24 protein-coding genes and 1 pseudogene are annotated in these 23157 nt (G+C 72.1%); 17 read left to right on the top strand and 8 right to left on the bottom strand.

Annotated features, from left to right (window positions below):
• Positions 1–7: 7 nt before the first annotated feature.
• Positions 8–448, bottom strand: a complete 441-nt coding sequence (locus ACWCXX_RS26785) for an Lrp/AsnC family transcriptional regulator (protein ID WP_352280100.1) — start codon at positions 446–448, stop codon at positions 8–10.
• Positions 449–651: 203 nt separating this feature from the next.
• On the opposite strand from ACWCXX_RS26785, the gene ACWCXX_RS26780 reads away from it, so the two are divergent.
• Positions 652–1050, top strand: coding sequence for a hypothetical protein (locus ACWCXX_RS26780; protein WP_451131482.1), 399 nt, complete (start codon positions 652–654; stop codon positions 1048–1050).
• Between the two features lie 537 nt (positions 1051–1587).
• Here the strand turns inward: ACWCXX_RS26780 and ACWCXX_RS26775 are convergent.
• Positions 1588–2760 carry an acyl-CoA dehydrogenase family protein gene (locus ACWCXX_RS26775; protein WP_451131480.1) on the bottom strand — a complete coding sequence of 391 codons (1173 nt, stop codon included), beginning with the start codon at positions 2758–2760 and terminating at the stop codon, positions 1588–1590.
• Between the two features lie 375 nt (positions 2761–3135).
• Between ACWCXX_RS26775 and ACWCXX_RS26770 the strand changes: the two genes are divergently transcribed.
• Positions 3136–4410, top strand: a complete 1275-nt coding sequence (locus tag ACWCXX_RS26770; protein ID WP_451131478.1) for a glycoside hydrolase family 18 protein — start codon at positions 3136–3138, stop codon at positions 4408–4410.
• 87 nt (positions 4411–4497) lie between these two features.
• Here ACWCXX_RS26770 and ACWCXX_RS26765 read toward each other — a convergent pair whose 3' ends face one another.
• The 3 genes from ACWCXX_RS26765 to ACWCXX_RS26755 all read right to left on the bottom strand — a co-directional run bounded on the left by ACWCXX_RS26765 (position 4498) and on the right by ACWCXX_RS26755 (position 6909).
• Entirely contained in the window at positions 4498–4659 is a 162-nt protein-coding gene (locus tag ACWCXX_RS26765; RefSeq protein ID WP_451131476.1) for an SCO1431 family membrane protein, read from the bottom strand.
• A 432-nt stretch (positions 4660–5091) separates the two neighbouring features.
• Positions 5092–5259 carry a phosphopantetheine-binding protein gene (locus tag ACWCXX_RS26760; protein ID WP_451131474.1) on the bottom strand — a complete coding sequence of 56 codons (168 nt, stop codon included), beginning with the start codon at positions 5257–5259 and terminating at the stop codon, positions 5092–5094.
• 207 nt (positions 5260–5466) lie between these two features.
• The gene (locus tag ACWCXX_RS26755) at positions 5467–6909 is read right to left on the bottom strand and encodes an MFS transporter (RefSeq protein ID WP_451131472.1); all 1443 of its coding nucleotides are present in this window, start codon (positions 6907–6909) and stop codon (positions 5467–5469) included.
• A gap of 199 nt (positions 6910–7108) precedes the next feature.
• Between ACWCXX_RS26755 and ACWCXX_RS26750 the strand changes: the two genes are divergently transcribed.
• The 11 genes from ACWCXX_RS26750 (at position 7109) to ACWCXX_RS26700 (ending at position 15640) form a co-directional block, all read left to right on the top strand.
• A complete protein-coding gene (locus ACWCXX_RS26750) occupies positions 7109–7273 on the top strand; it encodes a hypothetical protein (RefSeq protein ID WP_451131470.1) in 165 nt (54 codons plus the stop codon).
• Positions 7274–7436: 163 nt separating this feature from the next.
• Positions 7437–8405 (top strand): iron-containing redox enzyme family protein, encoded by a 969-nt coding sequence (locus tag ACWCXX_RS26745; RefSeq protein WP_451131468.1) that lies wholly within the window; start codon positions 7437–7439, stop codon positions 8403–8405.
• Positions 8406–8512: 107 nt separating this feature from the next.
• Positions 8513–9193, top strand: a complete 681-nt coding sequence (locus tag ACWCXX_RS26740) for a HemK2/MTQ2 family protein methyltransferase (RefSeq protein ID WP_451131466.1) — start codon at positions 8513–8515, stop codon at positions 9191–9193.
• A complete protein-coding gene (locus tag ACWCXX_RS26735; protein ID WP_451131464.1) occupies positions 9177–9413 on the top strand; it encodes a CDGSH iron-sulfur domain-containing protein in 237 nt (78 codons plus the stop codon). The genes ACWCXX_RS26740 and ACWCXX_RS26735 overlap by 17 nt, the downstream gene beginning before the upstream one ends.
• Positions 9414–9489: 76 nt before the next feature.
• Entirely contained in the window at positions 9490–10527 is a 1038-nt protein-coding gene (locus tag ACWCXX_RS26730) for an NAD-dependent epimerase/dehydratase family protein (RefSeq protein WP_451131462.1), read from the top strand.
• 126 nt (positions 10528–10653) lie between these two features.
• On the top strand, positions 10654–10809 hold the full coding sequence (locus ACWCXX_RS26725) for a DUF6131 family protein (protein ID WP_385327443.1): 156 nt from the start codon (positions 10654–10656) through the stop codon (positions 10807–10809).
• A 162-nt stretch (positions 10810–10971) separates the two neighbouring features.
• Positions 10972–11520, top strand: a complete 549-nt coding sequence (locus tag ACWCXX_RS26720; RefSeq protein WP_451131460.1) for a hypothetical protein — start codon at positions 10972–10974, stop codon at positions 11518–11520.
• Between the two features lie 89 nt (positions 11521–11609).
• Positions 11610–12164 (top strand): hypothetical protein, encoded by a 555-nt coding sequence (locus tag ACWCXX_RS26715; RefSeq protein ID WP_451131458.1) that lies wholly within the window; start codon positions 11610–11612, stop codon positions 12162–12164.
• 191 nt (positions 12165–12355) lie between these two features.
• On the top strand, positions 12356–13834 hold the full coding sequence (locus ACWCXX_RS26710; protein WP_451131456.1) for an aminotransferase class I/II-fold pyridoxal phosphate-dependent enzyme: 1479 nt from the start codon (positions 12356–12358) through the stop codon (positions 13832–13834).
• 258 nt (positions 13835–14092) lie between these two features.
• Positions 14093–14959, top strand: a complete 867-nt coding sequence (locus tag ACWCXX_RS26705) for a VOC family protein (RefSeq protein ID WP_451131454.1) — start codon at positions 14093–14095, stop codon at positions 14957–14959.
• Positions 14960–15070: 111 nt separating this feature from the next.
• Positions 15071–15640, top strand: coding sequence for a type 1 glutamine amidotransferase domain-containing protein (locus tag ACWCXX_RS26700; RefSeq protein ID WP_451131452.1), 570 nt, complete (start codon positions 15071–15073; stop codon positions 15638–15640).
• A 34-nt stretch (positions 15641–15674) separates the two neighbouring features.
• On the opposite strand, the gene ACWCXX_RS26695 is transcribed toward ACWCXX_RS26700, so the two are convergent.
• Together ACWCXX_RS26695 and ACWCXX_RS26690 are read right to left on the bottom strand one after the other, a co-directional pair.
• Positions 15675–16640, bottom strand: a complete 966-nt coding sequence (locus ACWCXX_RS26695) for an LLM class F420-dependent oxidoreductase (RefSeq protein WP_451131450.1) — start codon at positions 16638–16640, stop codon at positions 15675–15677.
• 127 nt (positions 16641–16767) lie between these two features.
• Positions 16768–16986: a hypothetical protein gene (locus ACWCXX_RS26690; RefSeq protein WP_451131448.1), complete on the bottom strand. Its 219-nt coding sequence runs from the start codon at positions 16984–16986 to the stop codon at positions 16768–16770.
• A gap of 203 nt (positions 16987–17189) precedes the next feature.
• Here ACWCXX_RS26690 and ACWCXX_RS26685 point away from each other — a divergent pair.
• Together ACWCXX_RS26685 and ACWCXX_RS26680 are read left to right on the top strand one after the other, a co-directional pair.
• Positions 17190–17801: pseudogene (locus tag ACWCXX_RS26685) on the top strand (PA14 domain-containing protein); the annotation flags it as partial.
• A 445-nt stretch (positions 17802–18246) separates the two neighbouring features.
• Positions 18247–18591 carry a VOC family protein gene (locus tag ACWCXX_RS26680; RefSeq protein ID WP_451131446.1) on the top strand — a complete coding sequence of 115 codons (345 nt, stop codon included), beginning with the start codon at positions 18247–18249 and terminating at the stop codon, positions 18589–18591.
• Positions 18592–18675: 84 nt separating this feature from the next.
• Here ACWCXX_RS26680 and ACWCXX_RS26675 read toward each other — a convergent pair whose 3' ends face one another.
• Entirely contained in the window at positions 18676–20043 is a 1368-nt protein-coding gene (locus ACWCXX_RS26675) for a peptidase C39 family protein (protein WP_451131444.1), read from the bottom strand.
• 181 nt (positions 20044–20224) lie between these two features.
• Here ACWCXX_RS26675 and ACWCXX_RS26670 point away from each other — a divergent pair, with 181 nt between their 5' ends.
• Positions 20225–20827, top strand: a complete 603-nt coding sequence (locus tag ACWCXX_RS26670) for a uridine kinase family protein (RefSeq protein WP_451131442.1) — start codon at positions 20225–20227, stop codon at positions 20825–20827.
• 385 nt (positions 20828–21212) lie between these two features.
• Positions 21213–23147 carry an AAA family ATPase gene (locus tag ACWCXX_RS26665; protein WP_451131440.1) on the top strand — a complete coding sequence of 645 codons (1935 nt, stop codon included), beginning with the start codon at positions 21213–21215 and terminating at the stop codon, positions 23145–23147.
• Positions 23148–23157 lie beyond the last annotated feature (10 nt).

Here is a 23157-nt window from a genome sequence, read left to right as displayed (position 1 = left end):
GGTTCTCTCAGATCCGCGGGGGCCTGGCCTCGTAGGGCGTGGACAGGACGACGGTGGTCCTGGTGGAGACACCGGCCAGCGAACGGATCCTGCTGAGCAGGTGCTCCAGCTCCAGCGGCGTGGCGACGCGCACCTTGAGGATGTAGTTCTCGTCGCCCGCGACGCTGTGGCACGCCTCCAGCTCCGGGACGCCCGCAAGCCGCTCCGCGATGTCGTCCGGCGCGCTCGGGTCGAAGGGTTTCACCGAGATGAACGCGGTGAGCGGCAGGCCGACGGCCTCGGGGTCGACGACCGCGGCGTACCCCCGGATCACCCCGCGCTGCTCCAGCCTGCGGACACGCTGATGAACGGCCGATGTGGACAGGCCCGTGGCCTTGCCCAGGTCGGTGTAGCTCATCCGCCCGTCCTTGACGAGCAACTCCACGATCTGTCGGTCCAGCTCCTCCATACGGATCAACCTATTGCCCCGGGCCCTTCCGGGCACAGCGGAGGTACGCGTGAAGGGGCACCTGCGGCAGGCATGTGACGAATGCCACAGGTTTACGGATGGGTAGCCGATCACGCCGCGATTACGGCCGATGCGCGGCGGGAAGTGCTTGGTGTGGCCGAGGCGACGTCGCCCAGTCGGCCCACCCGAGGGGGGAATTTCCCATGCAGAGCCTGAAGCTCACCGCCCGTGTCGAACCGGAGCCCGTCGATCCCGTCGAGGACATCGTTCCCGACGTGTACGACACGTTCGAGATGCACCGGGTGATCTGCCCGGACTGCTCGCAGCCGATCGCGCTGCCGACGGACGAGGACGTGCTGCCGGAGCACGCCCTGTGCCCGACGCCGTGGAATCCGTTCGTGCTGACCGTCTGCGCCGGTACCGGCCGGCCCGCGTCGCTGTCGCGGCCCGCCGACGAGTCGCTCGACGCCCAGGAGCAGGAGACGGGCCTGCTGTTGACGCTTCCTCAGGGGCTCGACTGGAGAATGCAGCCGTTCTCGCACGCCGGAGGTCCCGGCTCGCGCCCGCTGCGGGTGCCGCAGATGCGCCGCAGCGCCGCCTGACGGCGGCTCCCGCACCGGAACGGGGCGGCCCGGCCGCGTCCGGGCCCGTCCGGCACGATCCGCCCCGCACCACGACCGTCCCGCGGCGTGGTGCCCGCGGCCACCGCACACCGCGGCCGGGCCGACCGGGGGCGGCACGCACCACCCCGGAAGGAGCCGCTGCGGCGACGCCGGGCGGGAAGTCCGTCGCCCGGGGAGGCGACGAACAGGCTCTCGAATCGACCGGACAGTGACCCGGGGTCGCTCCGCAGCGTTGCCCATGCATGATCCCGCCGCATCCCACGGCCGGCCTCGGCCGCCGTCGCCTCGCCGCACCGACCACTGAAGAAACGATTCCGCAGCCCGGTTCACCACCGGTGCCCCGGCCCGTCTCCCCCCGCTCCGTGCCGCGCCCGGGGCCGCACTTCACCGATCCGCCCATCTACCAGGCCCTGTTGCGCCACTGGGAGAGCACGAACCGGACCCTGCCGGGCCGTCACGACCAGGAGTGGATCCGGATCATGACGACGCCCGTGTGGTCGGACCGGCCGGTGCGGGTCAGCGCGTCTCGGGACCCGCGAGGTGGCGGGCGATGACCATGCGCTGGATCTGGTTGGTGCCCTCGACGATCTGGAGCACCTTGGCCTCGCGCATCAGCCGCTCGACCGGGAAGTCCAGGGTGTAGCCGTACCCGCCGAGCACCTGGACGGCGTCGACGGTGACCCGCATGGCCGTGTCCGTGCAGAACAGCTTGGCCATGGCCGCCTGGCGCGAGAAGGGCTTGCCCTCGTCGCGCAGCCGCGCCGCCTCCAGGTAGAGCGCCCGGCCCGCCTCGATCTGGGTGGCCATGTCGGCGAGCATGAAGCGCAGCCCCTGGAAGTCCGCGATGGGGCGGCCGAACTGCTGCCGCCCGGCGGCGTAGCCGAGCGCCTCGTTCAGGGCCGCCTGGGCGACGCCGATCGCGCAGGCTGCGATGCCCAGGCGCCCGGAGTCGAGGGCGGACAGGGCGATCGCGAAGCCCTGGCCCTCCTCCCCGATCCGGCGGGCGTCGGCGACGCGTACGTCGTCGAAGTTCAGCTGGGCGGTGGGCGAGCCCTTCATGCCCATCTTCTTCTCGGGGGCGGCCGCGCTCAGCCCCTCGGCGTCACCGGGGACCAGGAAGGCGGTGATACCGCGGGCACCCTCGACCCCGGTACGGGCCAGGACGGTGTAGAAGTCGGCGATGCCGCCGTGGGTGATCCACGCCTTGGTGCCGGTGAGGACCCAGTCGCCGCCGTCCCGGACGGCCTTCGTGCGCAGCGAGGCGGCGTCGGAGCCCGAGGCGGGCTCGGAGAGGCAGTAGGCGCCCAGCAGGCCCCCTCCCAGCATCGCCGGGAGGTGTTCGGCCTGCTGCTCCTTGGTGCCGTATCCGGCGATCGCGTGGCAGGCGAGGGAGTGGACGCTGACGCCGAGGCCGACGGTGAGCCGGGCCGCGGCGAGCTCCTCCAGGACCTGGAGGTACACCTCGTACGGCTGGTCGCCGCCGCCGTGGGCGGAGTCGTAGGGCAGTCCGAGCAGGCCGGACTCGGAGAGCAGGGAGAAGACCTCGCGCGGGAACCGGCCCGCTTCCTCCTCCTCCGCGGCCCCGGGCGCGATCTCCCGCTGGGCGATGTCGCGGACGAGCGCGACGAGTTGTCTGGATTCCTCGGTGGGCAGACGGCGTTCCACCACATGCAAGGCACGGTCGGACATGACGGCGCTCTCCTCCCTGTCGGGCGTTGCGACGGTCGCGCGCGAAGGGGGTGTGGGCGGCGCCGTCGGGGGTTTCCGGGACGGGCCCGGACAAGCACTGCTGCCCAACCGGTGTCGGCCCTCCCGGATTACGAGAGCTGCTGGCCAGCGGCTGTGGCGGGTCGAGTATGCCCGATCGGACGATATCCGTCACGGGGCGGCCGGGCGACTCGGCGGCGGGCGGGACGACCACCGGAATTGGTCCGAACCATTGACCCAACTGGTCTAGTCCTTCTACGGTTCCAGGCAGACCGGCCTTTCCGCGTTCATGCCAAATCCATGCGGTGGCCGGCCGTACACCCCACATGTACGTTCCCTCCCCCACGAGGAGCCAAGATGTTCGGACCGCATCGCCCCCGCGCCCGCTTCCGGGCGCTCACCGCAGCCGCCTGTACCGTCGCCCTCGGCGCCGCCCTGCTGGGTGTCGCGGGTACCGCGTCGGCCGGCACGGTCCCGGCCGCCCCGCGTGCGGCGGCCCCCGCGAACGCCGACGCCGCCCCCACGGCGGCCGGTGACAAGGTGGTCGGGTATTTCACCAACTGGGGCGTCTACCAACGCAATTACCACGTCAAGAACATCAATTCCTCGGGTTCCGCCGACAAGCTCACGCACATCAACTACGCCTTCGGCAACGTCCAGGGCGGCAAGTGCACGATCGGTGACGCGTACGCCGACTACGAGAAGGCGTACACCGCCGACCAGTCGGTGGACGGCGTGGCCGACACCTGGGACCAGGAACTGCGCGGCAACTTCAACCAGTTGCGCAAGCTCAAGAAGAAGCACCCGGACCTGAAGGTCATCTGGTCGTTCGGCGGCTGGACCTGGTCCGGCGGTTTCGGTGAGGCCGCGAAGAACCCGGCCGCGTTCGCCGAGTCCTGCTACAACCTGGTGGAGGACCCCCGCTGGGCCGATGTCTTCGACGGCATCGACATCGACTGGGAGTACCCCAACGCCTGCGGCCTGACCTGTGACACCAGCGGCCCGGACGCGCTGAAGGGCCTCACCTCGGCCCTGCGTGCCAAGTTCGGCGGCGACAACCTGGTGACCGCCGCCATCACCGCCGACGCCTCCGACGGCGGCAAGATCGACGCCACCGACTACGCAGGCGCCGCCCAGTCCCTGGACTGGTACAACGTGATGACCTACGACTTCTTCGGCGCCTGGGACGCGAAGGGCCCCACCGCTCCGCACTCCCCGCTGACCTCCTACGAGGGCATCCCGCAGGAGGGCTTCGACAGCGAGGCCGCCATCGCCAAGCTGAAGACCCAGGGCGTGCCCGCCTCCAAGCTGCTGCTCGGCATCGGCTTCTACGGCCGCGGCTGGACCGGTGTGACCCAGGACGCCCCCGGCGGCACCGCCACCGGCCCCGCCCCCGCCACCTACGAGGCCGGCATCGAGGACTACAAGGTCCTCAAGAACAGCTGCCCCGCCACCGGCACGGCCGCCGGCACCGCCTACGCCCACTGCGGCACCAACTGGTGGAGCTACGACACCCCGGCCACCATCACGTCCAAGACGACCTGGGCGAAGGGCCAGGGCCTGGGAGGCACCTTCTTCTGGGAACTCAGCGGTGACACCACCGACGGCGAACTGATCAAGGCGATCCAGTAGTCACGAGAACCCGGGGACGGGGCGGCGGGCCGGTCGGCCTTCCGTCCCGTCCCGCCCGTGCCGGGGCGTCCCGTACCGCCCTGCCCCTCACATGAGGCCGGCCCGGGTGACGAACACGGCGACCAGCACGACGAGCGTCCAGCCCAGCACGGTCTCCAGGATCTTCGGACCGTCCTGGGGGCCGCCGGTGCGCGCGCGGAGGCGGGCGGTGAGGTGGGTGGTGACGGTTTCGGCAGCAGTCGCGGTCATGGCATCTCGCTCGGTTCGGCCGGCATGTGGTGTCCCCCGAGGACCCGACCACAGTGCCAGTACGACCGGCTCCCGGGGTAGAGACGCGCGTCACGGCCCGGGGCGGGGCCGGGGCACCGGTCGTACGCCGACGGCGGCCGGATTCCGCTCCCGGAGCGGCCCCGGGGCTCCAGAGGGGCGAGGGCGGCGGGCGGCCCCTGTGCCGCAGACCACATGGCCCCGGCCGCGTTCCGTCCGGCTCTCGCACCCGGGCGGGGACGCCGGCCGCCCGTCGTCGACGGAGAGTCCGGCCACCGGGACGCTGTCGTCGAGGTGACGGAGCGGACCGGTGCAGGACCGGGCGAACCCGCTCGCCGGGTGGGTGCAGAACACGGGTGTGCCGTGCCCGTGCTCGCGCAGGGCGATGAGTACGTCGAAGCTGTTGCCGCCGCCCTAGCCCCTGGTCCTCCTGGCGAGTCGGGCCGCGGTCGGCGCCTCGAACAGGGCGCGGATTCCCAGCCGGGCCCCCAGGGCGTCCCGTACCCGGCCGATCAGCCTGGTGACCAGCAGCGAGTGTCCGCCGAGGTCGAAGAACCCGTCGTCGACCGATACCCCGGACACCCGAGCACCTCGCCGAACAGTTCGCACAGGAGCCGTTCGACGTGGTCGCGGGGGGCGGTGCCGGTGTGCCGCCGGTCCTCTGGGGCGAGCAGCACGAAGCGGTTCGCGGTGCGGTGTTCACTCGGTGCGGGACCGGCGGGCATCGGATGATCGATGCCCGCCGGTCCCGCACCGCGGTGACGTCCTTCGCGCGCTCGCGCGTCGTGGTCACGCGCCGACCGATTCGCCGTCCTTCCGCGGCGCGGCGTCCCGGCCCGGGGCCGGTTCGCTCTTCTCGCCCCGCATCAGGGCCAGGGTGAGCAGTCCGCCGGCCGCCGCGATCGCCGCCGCCGCGGTGAAGGCCGAGGCGAACCCGTCGGTGAGGGCGGGCAGATCACCGAGCCTGCCCGCGCCCCGGGACGTCGCCAGCGCGGTGAGGGCGGCGAGGCCGAGGGCCGAACCCACCTGATAGGTGGTGTTGACGATGCCGGAGGCGAGACCCGCCTGCTCCTGGGGGGCTCCCGACATGGCGGTCATCATCGCCGGGATGTAGGCGAGGGACATGCCGAGCGCCGCGACCAGCGACGCGGGCAGGACGTCGACCAGGAAGGTGCCGGTCGGCTCGACGGCGGACAGCCACACCAGTCCCGCGGCCAGGACGAACAGTCCGCCCGCGACGAGCGGCTTGGCACCGAACCGGGCGAGGAGACGGGCGGTGATCGTCGTCATGAAGATCATCAGCAGGACCGTCATGGGCAGGAGCGCCGCGCCGCTGGCGAAGGCGCCGTATCCGAGCACCTGCTGCAGATAGAGGTTGAGGAAGTACCACATCGGGATCCAGGCGGCGCCGAGCAGGGCCATGGCCAGGTTGGACGCCCCGAGCCGCGGGGTCCGCCAGATGCCCAGCGGCATGAGCGGAGTGCGGACGGAGCGCTGGATCACCAGGAAGAGCGCCAACAGCACGGCCGCCGAGCCGAGTTCGAGCATGGTCGAGGTCGCACCCCAGCCGATCTCGGGTGCGCGCACGACGGCGAGGACCACGAGTGCGAGTCCCGCGGTCACCGCGGTCGCGCCCAGGACGTCGACCGAGCCCCGGCGCCCCTGGACGGCGGGCAGCAGACCGGTGGCCGCCAGGGTCACGAGGCCGATGGGGATGTAGATGACGAAGACCCAGGGCCAGCTGGTCCATTCCGTGAAGACGCCGCCGAGGAAGACTCCGGCCGTACCGCCCGCGGGGGCTGCCGCGCCGTAGAAGGCGAGCGCCTTGCCGAGCTCCTTCGGGTTGTGGCCGAAGAGCATCATCAGCAGCGTCATCGAGGCGGGCGCGATGAGGGCGCCGCCCACGCCCTGCACGGCGCGCCCCACGATCTCGGTGGTGGCGTCACCCGCGGCCGCGGCCACGACGGAGCCCGCGACGAGGATCGCCCAGCCGCCCGCGAACACCTTCCGGGCGCCGAGCAGGTCGGAGAGGCGGCCGCCGAGCAGCAGGAGCCCGCCGAAGGCGATGACGTACGCGTTGAAGACCCATTGCAGGTTCCCCTGGGTGAAGCCGAGATCGCGCTGCATCTCGGGGAGCGCGACCCCGATGATCGAAGTGTCCATGATGACCATGAACTGGGCGGTGGCCAGCACGCCCAGTGCCCACCACCGCCGAGGGTTGACAGCCGACATCACTTGCTCCCTGATCGGATCTTTGTACCCCTGGGGGGTATCCGGACGACCGGAAGGTAACATACCCCAGCGGGGTATGGAAGCGGCGTTGCACATCCGCCCGCCAGGCGAGAGGAAGTCCGACGGCGGACACACCCCGAAAGCCGGCTCCATCCGGTTCCCCCTGGCGCCACATACCCCCCATCCGTATGCTCGGCGCATGTTCTCCACCGTTCTGCATCTGCCGACGAAGAACTCCGGGCTCCCCTGCTCGCCCCTCTGCGGCAAGGGCGCCGCCGAGGTGGTGACACTCGGTCAGGTCCTGGGCCTCTGCCTGAAGTTGCGGATCGCGCTGAGTGGTGCGTGTCCCGGCGGACGGGGCTGACGCCGCGTCGCCGACGCCGTGCCGGAAGCCCGGGGCCGCGCGGCGCCAAAGATGCGCGAAGGCGCGTGCGGGGCGAGCATCGAGGGGCGGGCGGGCCGCTGCGCGTGGTGCCCGCCCGACGGGACTCGCGCGGGGCGCCCGGCCCCGGACGGGGGTGAGAGACATGGACACGGACGCGGACCCACGTGGACCGGCACTGCCACGGCACCGGGGCCCGCTCTCCGAGGCGTTGACCGGCTGCCTCCTGGGACGGTGCCCGCCGCCCGGCCCCGCGGCGGCGCGGGAGACGGATCCCTACGGCGACGACCTCCAGTTGGCGCTGTACACCGCCTACGAATTGCACTACCGGGGTTTTGCCGGGGTGGCTCCCGAGTGGGAGTGGAATCCCTCGCTCCTGACCGTGCGCGCCGTGCTGGAGGACCGCTTCCTGACGGCGCTGCGTCGTGACGCCCCCGCCCGGCTTCCCCTGGACGACGTCCTGGCCGGACTGCTGGTGGAGCCCGTGGAAGGAGGCGGGGTACCCGAATTCCTCCAGGAGCGCGGCACGTTGCGCCACCTGCGCGAGTACGCGGCGCAGCGTTCCCTGTACCACCTGAAGGAGGCGGATCCGCACGCGTGGGTGCTGCCGCGGCTCGGCGGTCGCGCCAAGGCGGGGATGGCCGCGGTCGAGTACGACGAGTTCGGCGGGGGCCGGGCCGAGCGCGTGCACGCCCGGCTGTTCGCGGACCTCATGACGGATCTGGGCCTGGATCCGGAGTACGGCCACTATCTCGACGACGGCCACGCGGAGATGCTCGCCCTGGTGAACGCCATGTCGCTCTTCGGCCTCCACCGCCGTCTGCGCGGTGCTCTGGTGGGGCACTTCGCCGCCGTGGAGATCACCTCCTCGCCCGCCTCCCGGCGCCTGGCCCTCGCCATGAGGCGCACGGGCGCCGGTCCGGCCGCGGAGTTCTTCTACACCGAGCACGTCGAAGCCGATGCCGTGCACGAGCAGGTGGTCCGCCGCGACGTCGTCCGCGGACTCCTCGACGACGAGCCCGGCCTGGAGCAGGACGTCGCGTTCGGCATCACCGCCACCTCGTACCTGGAGGACCGTCTCGCCGACCGGCTCCTCGCACGCTGGGGCGCCTGAGGACCTGGGCGCCCGGACAGCGGTGGTCCCGCCTCCCGGGAGGCGGCCCGGACCGTCCGGGAGGAACCTGGAAACACGGCCCGGTCCTCTTCGACGGGAGCAGACGCATGGCTGGGGAACTCACGGAATTCTCGGGCTCTTCCCTCATCACGCTGCCGGGCGTCTACGCGCCGCAGAGCGACACCGGGCTGCTGATGACGGCTCTCGAACGGGAGGGCGTGCGCCCCGGCACCGACGTGCTGGACCTCGGCACGGGAAGCGGGGCCCTGGCCCTGCGCGCCGCACAGCTGGGCGGGCGCGTGACCGCCGTCGACATCGTCCGCCGGGCCGTGGTGACGGCCCGGCTCAACGCCCTTCTGCACCACCGGCGGATCACCGTACGCCGCGGCGACCTCACCTCCGCGGTCGGTGGACGCTCCTACGACCTGGTGCTCTGCAACCCGCCGTACGTGCCGTCCCCGAGGGCGGGGGTTCCCGCGCGGGGCGCCTCGCGGGCCTGGGACGCGGGGCCGGACGGGCGGGCGGTGGTGGACCGGGTCTGCGACAAGACCCCCACGATGCTGCGCCGGGGAGGGGTGCTCCTCATGGTGCACTCCGGACTGTGCGATCCCGACGCCACGGTGCGCCGTCTGTCCCGGGCCGGTCTGGAGACGTCCGTCAGCGCACGGACCCGCATACCGCCGGGGCCGGTTCTGCGCTCCAGGATGCGGTGGCTGCGCGCGCGAGAACTCATGACCGCGGACGACGGATACGAGGAACTGGTGGTCATCCGTGCCGAACAGACCTGAGTCCCGACGACGTGTCACCCTGACCGGCCACGGCCCCCTGCTGGTGGAAGGTCCGGTGGAAGTGACCGGCCCGGACGGAACGACCGCGGTCTCCGACCGCTTCGTCGTCGCCGTCTGCACCTGTCGGCGCAGCCGGATCCCCCCGTGGTGCGACACCAGTCACCGGCGTCGTACCGGCCGGCGGCCGGCCGCCCCCGGCCCTGCGGCGAAGGACGAATGACCCGAGGACGAACGGTCCGGGGCGCAGGCCGTCGGAGCACGGCGGCCCCGCGCCGGGCACGAACGGAGGAATGACGATGAACTCACACGCGGGCCTGCGCGTCGTGGTCACCGGAGCCACCGGGAACGTGGGCACCAGTGTCGTCCGGGCCCTGTCGGAGGAACCGCAGGTGGACACGGTCCTCGGGCTGGCCCGTCGGGTCCCGGAGGTCTCGCTGCCGGGGGTGGAGTGGGAAGCGGTGGACCTCTCCCGGCGCGACAGCCAGGGCGCGCTGGAGGCCCATTTGGCGAACGCGGACGCGGTCGTCCACCTGGCCTGGCGTTTCCAGCCCACCCACGACCCCGTGATCACCTGGCGGAGCAATGTGCTCGGATCGATGCGGGTCTTCGACGCCGTGGCGAAGGCGGGCGTCCCGGCCCTGGTGCACGCCTCCTCCGTGGGCGCCTACTCACCGGGGCCGAAGCGCGAGCCCGGCGTGGACGAGGACTGGCCCACGCACGGCTGGCCCGACGCCGCCTACTGCCGGGAGAAGGCGTATCTGGAACGGGTGCTGGACACCTTCGAACTGCGGCATCCACAGGTCCGGGTGGTCCGGATGCGGCCGGGGTTCCTCTTCAAGGAGACGTCGGCCAGTGAACAGCGCAGGATCTTCGCGGGCCGGTACGTGCCCGGCGCCCTGCTGCGCCCCGACCTCCTGCCCTTCGTGCCCGATCTCGAAGGGCTGCGCTTCCAGGCCCTGCACACCGACGACGCGGCGCAGGCGTACCGGCTGGCCGTGCTCAACCCCGTCCGGGGGCCCTTCAATCTGGCGGCGGGACCGGTGATCGACGCCCGGGAGCTCGGCGACCTGCTGGGGGCCCGGGTGGTGCGGGTACCGAGAGCCGTGGTGCGCACCGCGCTGGCGGCCGCCTGGCGGGCGCACGCCGTTCCGGCCTCTCCCCACCTGTTCGACGCGGTGCTCCGGCTGCCGGTCCTGGACTGCGGCCGCGCCCACGAGGTCCTGGGCTGGCGCCCCACCAGAACGGCGCGGGAGGCACTGGACGCCTTCTTCGAGGGCGTACGCCACGGCGCGGGCGAGGAAACCGCTCCGCTCACCGCGAAGCAGTGGGGCTGAGCCTCGGGAGAGCGGTGCGAGCGGCCGTTCGCACCGCGCGGCCACCCGGGCCGCGGCCCCGGGCGTTTGCCCCGGCGGCCCGTACGAGACACAGTGAAAGAAGCACATACGAGATCGGAGCACACCGTGATCGTTCTCGGAGTCATCCTGCTCGTCATCGGTTTCGTGACCGGTATCTCCATCCTCTGGACGATCGGAATCATTCTCGCCGTGGTGGGTCTGATCCTGTGGATCCTCGGAGGAATGGGACATGCGGTCGCCGGTCGGCGGCACTACTGGTAGGAGCGGCGGGACGCTTGTCCGTCGGCTCCCAGGAACTCACTCGACGTCACCCACCGGCGGCCTCCGCCGGGAGAGGGGGCGCGGGAGTGGCCTGCCCGGGAAGAGCCACAAGAACGTCTCCGGCCATTCCTCGTTTCTCGGCAATCGACGGGCGGAGGAGCCATGTCGACCGGAACCCTTGTAGCGATCGTCGTCGCGGCGGTGGTCGTGTTGCTGTTGTGCGCACTCGTGGCCCGGGTGTTCGTGCGCAGACGCCATCTGAAGAAGCAGTTCGGTCCCGAGTACGAACGGGTCGTGGCGGAGAAGCAGAGCCGTCCGGCGGCGGAACGCGAACTGCGGGAACGGGAACAGCGCCACGACGCGTTGGAGATCAAGCCGCTCTCCGCCCCGGACCGGGAGAAGTACGCCCAGGGCTGGAGCCGGGCCCAGGAGCATTTCGTCGACCGCCCCGACGACGCCGTCCACGAGGCCGACCGGCTGGTGACGGCGCTGATGAGCGAGCGCGGCTATCCGACCAAGGATTTCGAGCAGCGGGTCAGCGACCTGTCGGTCGAGCACGGCCGCACGCTGGAGCACTACCGCACCGCCCACGAGGTCAGCGACCGCAGCAGCCGGCACCAGGCGACCACGGAGGAACTCCGGGGCGCGATGGTCCATTACCGGGACCTGTTCGACGAGTTGCTCCAGGACAGCGGAGGGCGGCGGCAGTAGCCGGGAAACGCCCGGACGCGCCTTCTGCCCCGACCGGCCCGCCGAGGGCGCCTGGCCGTACGGGGACACCGGACCGGATGGAGGAAGAGATGGCGAAGGGACGCCGGGACCCCCTCGGGTCCGACGCGAGCAATCTGTCCACCGACGATCTGCGCGGTGGCGACACCTCGGCGGCAGAAGTCCGCGAGCCCCCTGCCGGAGCCCCACAGGCCGGCGCTCCCCCGGCCTTCCCCGGGGAGGCCACGTCTGACGCGCCGGGCGCGCCGGGCGCCGGTCCGAGCGATATGGAGGGTCCGAGCGGTACGGACGGGGCACGGCAGGTGCCGTCGTCCGGCACCGACTCGGCCGCCGCTGGAGGCCGGGAAGGGGACGGGACGGACGAACCCCTGCTCGGCGGGGAGCAGGAGGAGTTCCGCAACCGGTGGCAGCGGATCCAGGGCGGCTTCGTGGACGACCCCCGAGAAGCGGTCGGCGCGGCGGACACCCTGGTCGCGGAGGTGATGCAGGCACTCGCCCGGACCTTCTCCGACCACAAGCAGGGGCTGGAGAGCCAGTGGCAGCGGGGCGAGGAAGTACCGACCGAGGAACTGCGGGTCGCCCTGCAGCGCTACCGGTCGTTCTTCAACCGGCTGCTGAAAACCTGAGACACGGTACGGGCAGGCCCCCTCCGCCAAGTGGTGGCGGCCGGACGCGTGAGGCCCGTGGACCGCTACGACCCGTCCCGCGGCAGGGCGTTCGGGACGTGTGCCGTGGCGCCGGCCGCCGCCAGGCCCTGCGGAGCACCCCGTGACGCCGGGGAAGCGGGGCGCGGCGGAATTACGGAAAGGCGTCGTACATGCGCATGGACCACAACGAGGCGCCCGTCCTGGACGCGCTCGCCGCGTACCACGAGAGGAACGAACTCGGCTTCTCGCCCCCCGGCCACAAGCAGGCGCGCGGCGCCGACCCGGCCGTGCGCGCCGTGCTCGGGGACGCCGTTTTCCTCAGCGACGTCCTGGCCAGCGGGGGGCTGGACGACCGGCGGACGAGGGGGCACGTGCTGGAGCGGGCCGAGGAACTGATGGCGGACGCCGTCCACGCGGAGCACACCTTCTTCTCCACCTGCGGCAGTTCCCTCTCGGTGAAGGCGGCCATGCTCAGCGTCGCGGCGCACGGCCAGGAACTCCTGGTGGGACGGGACGCGCACAAGGCCGTGGTGTCCGGCCTGATCCTGTCCGGCATCGAGCCGGTGTGGGTCGAACCGCAGTGGGACACCGAACGCCATCTGGCACATCCGCCCTCGGCCGACGCCTTCGAGCGGGCCTTCGAGGAGCATCCCGCCGCCCGCGGCGCCCTGGTGACCAGCCCCACCCCGTACGGCTCCGCCGCGGACCTGCGGGCGATCGCCGAGGTGTGCCACCGTCGCTCGCGTCCCCTGGTCGTGGACGAGGCGTGGGGCGCCCATCTGCCGTTCCACCCGGACCTGCCCTCCTGGGCCATGGACGCGGGCGCCGACACCTGTGTCACCAGCATCCACAAAATGGGCAGCGGTCTGGAGCAGGGGTCGGTCTTCCATCTGCAGGGCGGACTGATCGACCACGACACCCTGGCCTCCCGGGCGGACCTGCTGGGAACCACGAGCCCCTCGGTCCTGCTCTACGCCGGAATCGACGGCTGGCGGCGCCAAATGGCCCTGCGGGGGCGGTCCTTGATGACGTACGCCCTCGACCTGGCCGCCTCCGTACGGCAGGAGATCGAGACCGTCGACGGCATGCACGTCAACGACCGCGCCGACTTCTGCGGGCCGGGGGCGGGTGCCGAGTTCGATCCGCTGCCGGTCGTCGTCGACATCGAGGCACTCGGCACTTCCGGGTATCTGGCGGCCGACTGGCTCCGCGAGCACCACCGGATCGACCTGCACCTGATGGACCACCGCCGGATCAGCGCGCAGCTCACCCACGCCGACGACGCCGACACCACCGGCCGTCTGATGACGGCGCTGCGCGACCTCGCCCGCCACGCGGACGCCCTGCGCCCGTCGGCGCGGGTGGAGATCCCCGGCCCGGACGAGCTCAGGCTGCCCCAGGTGTGTCTGCCGCGCGACGCCTACTTCTCGGTGACCGAGGACGTTCCGCTGGAGAAGGCCGCGGGGCGGACGGCCGCGGAGATGATCACGCCCTACCCGCCGGGCATCCCCGTGGTCCTGCCCGGTGAGCGACTGACCGAGCCCGTGCTGCATTACCTCCGCTCGGGCATCGAGGCGGGCATGAACGTCCCCGACCCCGCGGATCCCTCCCTGCACACGGTCCGTGTCCGTGCGAACGGCGGCCCATGAGCGGTACGTGGGCGCTGACGGCCCCTGGGGGAAGGGGCGCCCGGACCGCGTGGCCGGCCGTGCGCCACGGCCCCGTCACGGCCGGCCCGGGGCGGGCCGTGAACCGCACCCTTTGCCCGCGCCTCCGCCCGCTCCCGGCACGGGGCCGGGGAGGAGCACAGCGGCATCCCCCTTCCCGGCCCCGCTGTGCGCTCGCCGCCGGGGCGCCGGACGTGCACGCTGGTGGGGAGACCGTCCCCGCGCCGTCAGGGTCCTCCCATGGTGTCCACCCCGAGCCCACCCAAACCCCACAGATCCTCGGCGCATGCCGCCGGACGAGGCGACTGCACCGTCGGGGCTCCCTGCTGGGCGAGTCTCGCCACGTCCGACACCGAGGCCGCGCAGCGCTTCTACGGGGCCGTGCTGGGGTGGGTCTTCCGCCGCACCTCGCTGGGCGAGGACTTCCGGATGGCGCTGTCGGGGGGCGTGCCCACCGCGAGCCTGGGGTGCACGGCGCCGGCGTTGCAGGTGGCCCTCGACTGGACGCCCTACTTCTCCGTCCCGGACGCCGGCGGAACGGCGGCCCGCATCATGGAGCGCAGCGGCACCATCGCGGTGGGCCCGGTCCGTCTCCCCCTGGGGCGCGGTGTCCTCGCGGCCGACCGGGAGGGCAACCGTTTCGGCATCTGGGAGGGGCCGCTGATCACCGACTGGGACTCGTGGCGCACCCACCGTCCGTGGCGGCTGGAGCTGCACGCGGGCGACATGTTCGAGGCCGCCATCTTCTACGGCGAGGTGCTGGAGTGGGCCTGCGGCCGGCCCGGCTGCTGCGAGGTCCGGTACGAGAACGGCGGTGTCACGCTCCGGGACGTCGGCAGCCCGGCCGCCAGGATCGTGCCGGTGGGCTCGCCCCTGAGCGGCGAACGGGCGCGTCCGGGGTGGCACCTCTACTTCCCGGTGCCGGACGCCGAATCGGCGGCGGCGGCCGCGTGCCGGTACGGCGGCGGAGTCGTCGGCCGGTCGGCGGAGAAGAACCGTCGCACGGTCCTGCTGCACGACCTGCACGGCGCGGTCTTCGGTGTCGAGTCCCCTGGCAGGACTGTGGTCGTCCGCCGCGGGACCGTCCCTCCTCCGGCCCCCGGGTGACGGGCCCTCCGCGCGGGCCCGGCAAGTTCCGTACGGCCTTGCGGATCCGGGGCACCCCACGACAGCACATCCGCTCCGGGCGGACCGTTCTCCTCCCGAAAGGACACCGGAATGTCTGACAACGACGTGAGCAGGCGGAGCGTACTGGCGATCGTCACGAACTACGGCGTCGAGCAGGACGAACTCCTGGTGCCGCTGGAACACCTGCGCGGCTGGGGCGCCGAGGTCGACGTGGCCGCCGTGTCGACGGACGAGGTCCGGACCCTGGTGGGCGACAGGAACCCCGGAAGGACGGTCCGGCCCGAACTGGCGCTGAGCGATGTGGACCCGGCCGATTACGATCTGCTGCTCGTCCCGGGCGGCACCCTGAACGCCGACACCCTGCGCGGGCAGGAGCCCGCCACCGACATCATCCGCTCCTTCGCCTCCTCCGGCCGGCCCGTGGCGGCCATCTGCCACGGGCCGTGGGCCCTGGTCGAGGCGGGGGTCGTGGAAGGGAAGAGGCTGACGTCCTACCCCTCGCTGAAAACGGACATCCGCAATGCCGGGGGCGATTGGACCGACGAGCCGGTCGTCACGGACCGCACCGGGGACTGGACCCTCATCACCTCGCGCAACCCGGGCGACCTGGGACCGTTCCTCCGCGAGGTGGATTCGGCACTCGCCGTGAGCACGGTGTGAGCGCGCCGGGCCCGGGTCCGCTGCCCCGGCCCGCTCAGAGTTCGCGCAGGGCGGGCAGGAGCACCTCCTGCGCCCACCGGAGGAACGGCCGCTGGTGGGCGCCGCCGATCTGGACGAGCGCGATCTGGGTGAAGCCCGCCTCGGTGTAGGCGCGCACGGCGTCGACGAACTCCGCGACATCGTCGCCGCAGGGAACGGCCTTCGCGACGTCCTCGGGCCGGACGAAGCGGGTGGCCTGTTCGAAGGCCGCCGTGCCCGGCAGTTCGGAATTGACCTTCCAGCCGCCGAGCGCCCAGCGGAACTGCTCGTGGGCGCGGTCGACGGCCGCGCTCCGGTCCGGGTCGTAGCAGACCGGCAGCTGCCCGAGCCGGGGCTTCCCCGCGCCGCCGTGGCGGTCGAACGCGGCCAGCAGTTCCTTTCCGGGTTCCGTGGCGATGACGAGGTCGGCCAGTCGGCCCGCGATCTCGCAGGAACGCGGGCCCGAGACCGCGATGCCGACGGGCACGCGGGTCTCGGGCAGATCCCACAGCCTGGCGCCGTCCACGTCGAAGTGGGCGCCGTGGTGGTTGACGTACCCGCCGTCGAAGAGCGCCCGGATGATCTCCACCGCCTCCTCGAACATCTCCAGCCGGACGTCCGCGGCCGGCCAGCCCGCGCCGGTCACGTGCTCGTTGAGGTTCTCCCCGGAGCCGAGGCCGAGCCGGAAGCGTCCTTCGGAGAGCAGTTGCAGCGTCGCCGCCTTCTGCGCCACGACTACGGGGTGGTAGCGGACGGTCGGGCAGGTCACACAGGTCATCAGCGGGATGGTCGAGGTGGCCTGCGCCGCCGCGCCCAGGACGCTCCAGGCGTACGGGGCATGTCCCTGGGATTCCAGCCAGGGAAAGTAGTGGTCCGAGGTCACGGAGAAGTCGAAACCGGCCCGCTCCGCCGCGACCACGTCGTCGACGAGTGCACGCGGCCCCGCCTGTTCGGTCATCATCGTGTATCCGAATTGCGCCATACAAGACGATTTTCCGGAGCTGTTCGACCGAAACGCATGTTCAGATCAATGGCCCAGCGGGCGGGCACCACCGGCAGAGCCCCGGCCCGCGCTTCCGTCCGGGGCCGCCCCCGGCGCCGTCCGGGCCTCAGTGGTCCCGGGCGCTCTCGTTCTCCGGATCCGCTTCCGGTTCCGGTTCCTCCAGGTATTCGGGGCAGTCGGGGTTGCCGCAGGGGCCCGGGGCCCGCACGGGCACGAAGACTCCGAGGGTCTTGTGCCGCCTGGTGATGGTGAGGGGCAGGGGCTGCTTGCAGACCGGGCAGACAAGCGTCCCCTGAGGACCGGTCTCATGCTCGGTTCTGCTCATTCTTCAACCATAGGCCGTACGACCGCGGACCGGACGGTCGGCGGCCGGGCCCCTCCGACCGGCGGCGACGGGCCGGAACCGGATTCCACCGGTCTACAACCAAGCCCGTTCCTCACGAGTCTTGATCGTCGGCAGTCACGTGCTGCCCCCCAACAGTCACGTCCTGCCCCGGAAGATCGAGAAGCTCGGGACCGAAGGAACGAATGCACCGCCCCATAGGCACAACGGTCGCCACCGCCGGCGCCGTCGTACTCGCCACCGCAGGGGGTCTGCTCACCGTGCCCGCCCCCGCCGCCTCCGCCGCCGTGACCTGCGCGTCGCCCGTCTTCAAGCGGACGTTCTACGCGAACACCACGTTCTCCGGGACCTCCAAGGGCACGGACTGCGACTCGGTGATCGACCAGAACTGGGGAACCCGCGCACCCGGCGTCAAGGGCATGCCCGCCGACAACTTCGGTGTCCGCTGGTCCATGACCCGCGACTTCGGCTCGGGCGGCCCCTTCACGTTCACCGCCTCCTCCCGCGACGGCATCCGCGTCTACCTCGACGGTGTCCGCAGGATCGACCTGTGGAAGAACGTCTCCACCGCCGTCTCCAAGACCGTCCACGTGACCGTCCCGTCGGGCAGGCACAGCCTCCGCGTCGACTACGTCAACTGGACCGGCGCAGCCGACGTCACGTTCTCCTGCACCCCCCGCACCTCGGCCACCGTCGACAAGGTCAGACCGCTCGTGCCGACCGGGACCACCGTCGCCTACAGCCCGACGAGCACGTCCACGAGGGTCGGCTGGGCCGGGAACAAGGAGATGGACCTCCGGCCGACCGCCCCACCCGCGGCCGGCGCGCCCCTCGGCCACCTCGGTGCCGATGCGTCCGGCCGGATCTCCTGGTTCCTGTCCAGCGACCGGAACGAGAACGGCAGCCCGGTCTCCGGCTTCGCGATCCACCGCTGGAACCCGCGGACCGGGATGTTCGAGCGGATCGGCACCGAACCCGAGGACGACTCGAGCACCGGCGACTGGGTGGACCTCGACCGGCCGGACGCCACCACGGTGTACTACCGCGTCACCGTCCTCTACGAGGACGGCACCGAGTCGGGCGCGAGCGAAGCCGTCACCGTGACCGGCTGAGCACACCGCCGTGACGGGCCGGGGCGCCCCACCGGCCGCGGCGGGGGGCCCCGGAACGGAACCCGGTCCGCCGCACGACGGAAACCAGGGAGCCGTCCGGGGCTCTCGGGGCCGTCATGGGCTTCCGTCCATGCGCGCACATCTGAGTCAGATCGTCGTGGACTGCCGGGAGCCCGGGTCCCTGGTCCGTTTCTGGGCACAGCTGCTGGGCGGCGCCCCGGTCGAGCGCGCCCGCGGCTGGTCGCACATCGAGCTGCCGGGGCTCGCACGGCTCGCCTTCCAGCCGGTGCCCGAGGGCAAGGCCGTGAAGAACCGGCTCCACCTCGACGTCGCGGTCGACGACCTCGAAGCCGCCGTCGCCGGAGCGGTGGAGCTGGGCGCGGCCCGGTCGGGCGAGACGGTCACCGACGACCAGGGGTCCTTCCAGGCCATGCTCGACCCGGAGGGCAACGAGTTCTGCTTCGTCGGCGCCTGACGAAGGGTCCGTCCCGGCCGTCCCGTACGGGGCTGCCGGGGCGGACCCGTCAGACGACCGGTGCGGCCGTGGCGCCGCACCTGCTCACAGCAGGCCGAACGACTTCAGAACCCGGTGCTGGCCCGGTGTCGGCCTGGCGGGCCAGTAGATGTAGCAGACCCCGCCCGAACCACCCCTGACCTTGCCGTTCGCGTCGTAGCGCTTGGTGCGCAGCCAGATGTTCTCCCATTCCCGGCGCTTGTAGATCCGGCGCACGGCGTCGTTGTTCGGCGAGGCCGGGTCGTTGGCGATCACGTCGCCGTCCTCGGTGAATCCGATCACGGTCATCAGGTGGCCGGACGTGCCGTACCCCGCCCCGGTCAGCTCCTCCTTGAGGAAGGACTGGGACGTGATGACCGGGATGCCCGCGCGGATCAGTGTCTCCACGTCCGTGAGCGAGGCCAGCCGGGTCACCGCCGCGCGCATGTCGTCGTACGTCGCGGCGTACGCGGCGTTGAACGGCCAGTTGCCGCAGCCCTCGTACTGGTAGTCGTAGGTGAACCGGGCCGCGTGGCAGACCTGCGGGTCGGCCAGCTCCGGCTTGACCCAGGCGAGGTCCTCGGCGGTGGGCCTGCGCCCCCAGTACTCGATGATCATCTGGGACGAGGTGGGGCTGCACCAGGCCTCGCCGCCGTTGTCGTACTCCGGGTACTCGCCCGCGTGGACGTTCTGCGAGTAGCGCGGCACCGCCAGTTCCCGGACGAGGCCGGGGCTGCTGGCCGGCACGGTGAAGCGGTCCGGGACGTCGGAGGCCATCGCCCCGAGCCGCCGGACGGTGGGCGTGAGACGGCTGCCCGGGGTGCGGTGGAGGGTGAGGCGCAGCCGGTACGCGATCAGCCGCAGCCCGCTCGCCGCGTCGTCCACCGCGAGGGTGTCGGTCCAGACGGAGCTCTTGCCGTCGGTCTGGTCGTCGACGGAGGTCCGGCGGATGTCCCCGTCGCCCGCGGCCCAGCGGCCCATCACGTACCAGGGCGTCCGCGTGGCGTCCGAGTAGTGGCCCTGCAGCTCGACCTGGATCCAGGTGCCCGCCGGGGTCTCGGCGTTCCAGGAGGCGATCAGCTCGGTCGCCGGGACGGCGGACCGGTGGAGCGGGGAGGTCCAGGTGGCGTACTCCCAGGAGGCGGTCGTACCGGTGTGCGGGTCGGTGTAGTCGGTGCTTCCCTCGGCGTGGCCGATCACCAGACCGGGCCGGAGGCCGGACACGACGCGCGTCCCGGCGCCGGAGCCGCCGCGCCAGTCCGCGGCGGTGTGCCAGAAGTGGTTGTCCACGGTGCAGGCCGCCGAGGAGGTTCGGGACGGGGCCGCGGAGCGTGCCGCGGCGGTCGCGGAGCCGGCGGAGGACACCGAGCCGGCGGTGGCCGCCACCGCGAGCGCGGCGGTCAGCACGGTCCTGCGTGAGGTCGGTCTGTTCATGGGCGGGACCCCCGGTCGTAGTCGTAGGCGGAATGGGGCTGCGGATGCACGACAGTGCGCCAACTATCGCGGGTCGCGGCCGGATTCGGCCAGTGATTCGTCTCGCGCCGGGAAACCAATATTGGTCTGGTCCACTGGCGTGACCTGCGTCTGTTCCAAAACGGCTCGTAGGCTGGGGCGCATGAACGCCCTCTCGCTTCTCGCCGCGCGGCTGCCCGCCCTGGCGCCGTCCTGCGGCCCGGTGCGGCTGATCGCCGTCGACGGCCACGCGGGCTCGGGGAAGAGCACCTTCGCCGCCCGGCTGGCCGCCGCGCTCGGCGGCGCTCCCGTCCTGCACCTGGACGACCTGGCCGCCCACGGCTCCTTCTTCGCCTGGACGGACCGGCTGCGGGAGCAGGTGACCGGGCCGCTGGAGCGCGGCGAGTGCGCGCGCTACGCGCCGTACGACTGGACCGCGCGACGGTTCGGGGCGCCGCGCGTCCTGGAGCCCGCGCCGGTGGTCCTGGTCGAGGGGGTCGGGGCCGGACGGCGGGCGCTGCGGCCTCACCTGGCACGGCTGTTGTGGATGGACCTCGACGCCGCGGCGTCCTGGGAACGCGGCCGCCGCCGGGACGGTCCGGCGCTCTCGGGCTTCTGGGACGGATGGACGGCGGCCGAGGCGGAGCACTTCTCGGCCGACCCTTCACGCCCTCACGCGGACACTCTGGTACGGCAGTTGCCTGTGGGGTACGAGCTACGGGAGGGCCCTCGCACGGCAGCAGGAACGAACCATTCCGTCACGTAACGTGAGCACGTCGCGCCGCCGTACCGAATGGTGAGAAAACACCCCGGAAGTGCCCCAACTCCGCTTGACCCGAGGGCGGTACAGGTCTTACGTTCTCAATGTGCGGCTTTTCGGAGCCCCCATGGACACGAAGCCCCCGGTTGTTCCCCCGTGATCGGGGGCTTCGTTCTGCTCCCGCACCCTTCCCCCACCCCGGACCGACTCGTTCCGATCACCCTGGGTCACGGCTTTCTTCCGGCTGCGATGCCCTTAGTCGTGCACTCCCCACGCAGGTACGATGCCTTTCGGTGCGGTCAATTCCCGTCCGTGACACATTGATTCGGCGCGCCCCGGCGAGCCGGTCGGGCGGCGGGACATCCTGGGGGCACGGTTTGTGGGGGACCAGATGGACATCGGCACGCAGGGTGCTCAGGCCCCGGCCGACCTCGCCTGGCTGCGCGGCGTGGACGCCTACACCATGGGCGCCTACCCACAGGCCGAGGAGGAATTCAGAACCGCGGTACGCCTCGACCCGGGCATGGCGGACGGCTGGCTCGGCCTCCATGCGCTGAGGGTCGACACGACGACGGCGCTGCTGCGCATGCACCGCCACCGCGAGCGCTTCGGCGAACAGCGCACCCGGCACCGGCGCACGCTCAACTCCTGGTACTGGCTGGGCTGGTGGGTGCAGCCGGTGCTGGAGAGCCCGCGCGATCTGCTGCTCGCACACGCCTCGCACTGGCTGGACGGCCGCCACGTCCCCGAGCTGGACCGGGCGCTCGCGGGCCTGCCGCCGGTGGACGCCGACCCGCAGGTGCGCTTTCTGCACGCCTGCCGCTCGTACCTGGTCAAGGACTGGGAACAGCTCGTCCGCAACACCGACCGGCTGACGGACGACCCGCTGCTCGGCATCGAGGCGGGACTGTTCGGCGGGATGGCCCGGGTGCGGCTGGAGATGTACGGGCAGGCCGAACCGCTGCTCGCCACCGCCCTGATGCGCTGCCGCAGCGAGCAGCCCCAGCGCAAGGAGCTGCGCTACTGGCTGGCCCGTGCGTACGAGGGCACCGGCCGCAGCGCCGCCGCCCTGCCGCTCTACCGGGCGGTGCACCGGGTCGACCCGGCGTTCATGGACACCTCGGCACGGCTGGCCGCGATCGCGGACTACGACGGTCTCGAAGGTTCCGACGAGGCCTCCGATCTGGCCGCCGTGTCCCTGGCGGGCCCGTGCGCGGACAGCACCGTGGTGGGGACGGACAGCACCGTGCCGGAGGCCCAGCCGGACATCGATCCGCCGTTCGGCGCCGATCTGCTGGACGGCCGGGAGCTGCGGCCCGGTGGTGAGCCGCCGGGGCTCACGGGCCTCGGGGTGCCGCCGCCGTCCGCCGGGGTGCGGCGCAAGGCCGCGGCGTCCGGCCGTCCGCCGGCGCCCTTCCCGGCGGGCCCCAGCGATCCGGTGCTGCTCGCCGAGGCGCTGGCCGAGCTGGAGCGGATGGTGGGCCTGGAGCCCGTCAAGCGCCAGGTCAAGGCGTTGTCCGCGCAGCTGAACATGGCGCGGCTGCGGGCCGGGCAGGGGCTGCCCGTCCAGCCGCCGAAGCGCCACTTCGTCTTCTCGGGCCCTTCCGGCACCGGCAAGACCACGGTGGCGCGCATCCTGGGCCGGGTCTTCTACGCGCTGGGGCTGCTCGGCGGCGACCATCTGGTCGAGGCCCAACGGGCCGATCTGGTGGGCGAGTTCCTCGGCCAGACCGCGGTCAAGGCCAATGAGCTGATCGACTCGGCGCTCGGCGGGGTGCTCTTCGTCGACGAGGCGTACAGCCTCTCCAACAGCGGCTACAGCAAGGGCGACGCGTACGGTGACGAGGCCCTCCAGGTCCTCCTCAAGCGCGCGGAGGACAACCGGGACCACCTGGTCGTCATCCTCGCCGGCTACCCGGAGGGCATGGACCGGCTGCTGGCCACCAATCCCGGGCTCTCCTCGCGCTTCACCACCCGGGTGGACTTCCCGAGCTACCGGCCGCCGGAGCTCACCTCGATCGGCGAGGTGCTGGCGGCGGAGAACGGGGACGCCTGGGACGAGGAGTCGCTCGACGAGCTGCGTTCCATCAGCGGCCACGTCGTCGAGCAGGGCTGGATCGACGAGCTGGGCAACGGACGGTTCCTGCGCACCCTGTACGAGAAGAGCTGTGCCTACCGGGACCTGCGGCTCTCCGGGTACACCGGCGTGCCGAGCCGGGACGATCTGGCCACGCTGCGGCTGCCGGACCTGATGCAGGCGTACGGCGAGGTGCTGTCCGGCCGGGGCCCGGCGGGCCGGGGACCGCAGGAGCCGCCGCCCCTGTGAGGGCGACGGC

The sequence above is a fragment of the Streptomyces sp. NPDC001732 genome (genome assembly GCF_053596315.1).
The sequence above is the reverse complement of the archived record's forward strand: the minus strand, read 5'-3'. Positions and strand labels throughout refer to the sequence as shown.

Bases quoted from the DNA above. Each gene is read 5' to 3' on its own strand.
- ACWCXX_RS26785 (WP_352280100.1), bottom strand. From the start codon at position 448: ATGGAGGAGCTGGACCGACAGATCGTGGAGTTGCTCGTCAAGGACGGG.
- ACWCXX_RS26780 (WP_451131482.1), top strand. From the start codon at position 652: ATGCAGAGCCTGAAGCTCACCGCCCGTGTCGAACCGGAGCCCGTCGAT.
- ACWCXX_RS26775 (WP_451131480.1), bottom strand. From the start codon at position 2,760: ATGTCCGACCGTGCCTTGCATGTGGTGGAACGCCGTCTGCCCACCGAG.
- ACWCXX_RS26770 (WP_451131478.1), top strand. From the start codon at position 3,136: ATGTTCGGACCGCATCGCCCCCGCGCCCGCTTCCGGGCGCTCACCGCA.
- ACWCXX_RS26765 (WP_451131476.1), bottom strand. From the start codon at position 4,659: ATGACCGCGACTGCTGCCGAAACCGTCACCACCCACCTCACCGCCCGC.
- ACWCXX_RS26755 (WP_451131472.1), bottom strand. From the start codon at position 6,909: ATGTCGGCTGTCAACCCTCGGCGGTGGTGGGCACTGGGCGTGCTGGCC.
- ACWCXX_RS26750 (WP_451131470.1), top strand. From the start codon at position 7,109: ATGTTCTCCACCGTTCTGCATCTGCCGACGAAGAACTCCGGGCTCCCC.
- ACWCXX_RS26745 (WP_451131468.1), top strand. From the start codon at position 7,437: ATGGACACGGACGCGGACCCACGTGGACCGGCACTGCCACGGCACCGG.
- ACWCXX_RS26740 (WP_451131466.1), top strand. From the start codon at position 8,513: ATGGCTGGGGAACTCACGGAATTCTCGGGCTCTTCCCTCATCACGCTG.
- ACWCXX_RS26730 (WP_451131462.1), top strand. From the start codon at position 9,490: ATGAACTCACACGCGGGCCTGCGCGTCGTGGTCACCGGAGCCACCGGG.
- ACWCXX_RS26720 (WP_451131460.1), top strand. From the start codon at position 10,972: ATGTCGACCGGAACCCTTGTAGCGATCGTCGTCGCGGCGGTGGTCGTG.
- ACWCXX_RS26715 (WP_451131458.1), top strand. From the start codon at position 11,610: ATGGCGAAGGGACGCCGGGACCCCCTCGGGTCCGACGCGAGCAATCTG.
- ACWCXX_RS26710 (WP_451131456.1), top strand. From the start codon at position 12,356: ATGCGCATGGACCACAACGAGGCGCCCGTCCTGGACGCGCTCGCCGCG.
- ACWCXX_RS26705 (WP_451131454.1), top strand. From the start codon at position 14,093: ATGGTGTCCACCCCGAGCCCACCCAAACCCCACAGATCCTCGGCGCAT.
- ACWCXX_RS26700 (WP_451131452.1), top strand. From the start codon at position 15,071: ATGTCTGACAACGACGTGAGCAGGCGGAGCGTACTGGCGATCGTCACG.
- ACWCXX_RS26695 (WP_451131450.1), bottom strand. From the start codon at position 16,640: ATGGCGCAATTCGGATACACGATGATGACCGAACAGGCGGGGCCGCGT.
- ACWCXX_RS26690 (WP_451131448.1), bottom strand. From the start codon at position 16,986: ATGAGCAGAACCGAGCATGAGACCGGTCCTCAGGGGACGCTTGTCTGC.
- ACWCXX_RS26680 (WP_451131446.1), top strand. From the start codon at position 18,247: ATGCGCGCACATCTGAGTCAGATCGTCGTGGACTGCCGGGAGCCCGGG.
- ACWCXX_RS26675 (WP_451131444.1), bottom strand. From the start codon at position 20,043: ATGAACAGACCGACCTCACGCAGGACCGTGCTGACCGCCGCGCTCGCG.
- ACWCXX_RS26670 (WP_451131442.1), top strand. From the start codon at position 20,225: ATGAACGCCCTCTCGCTTCTCGCCGCGCGGCTGCCCGCCCTGGCGCCG.
- ACWCXX_RS26665 (WP_451131440.1), top strand. From the start codon at position 21,213: ATGGACATCGGCACGCAGGGTGCTCAGGCCCCGGCCGACCTCGCCTGG.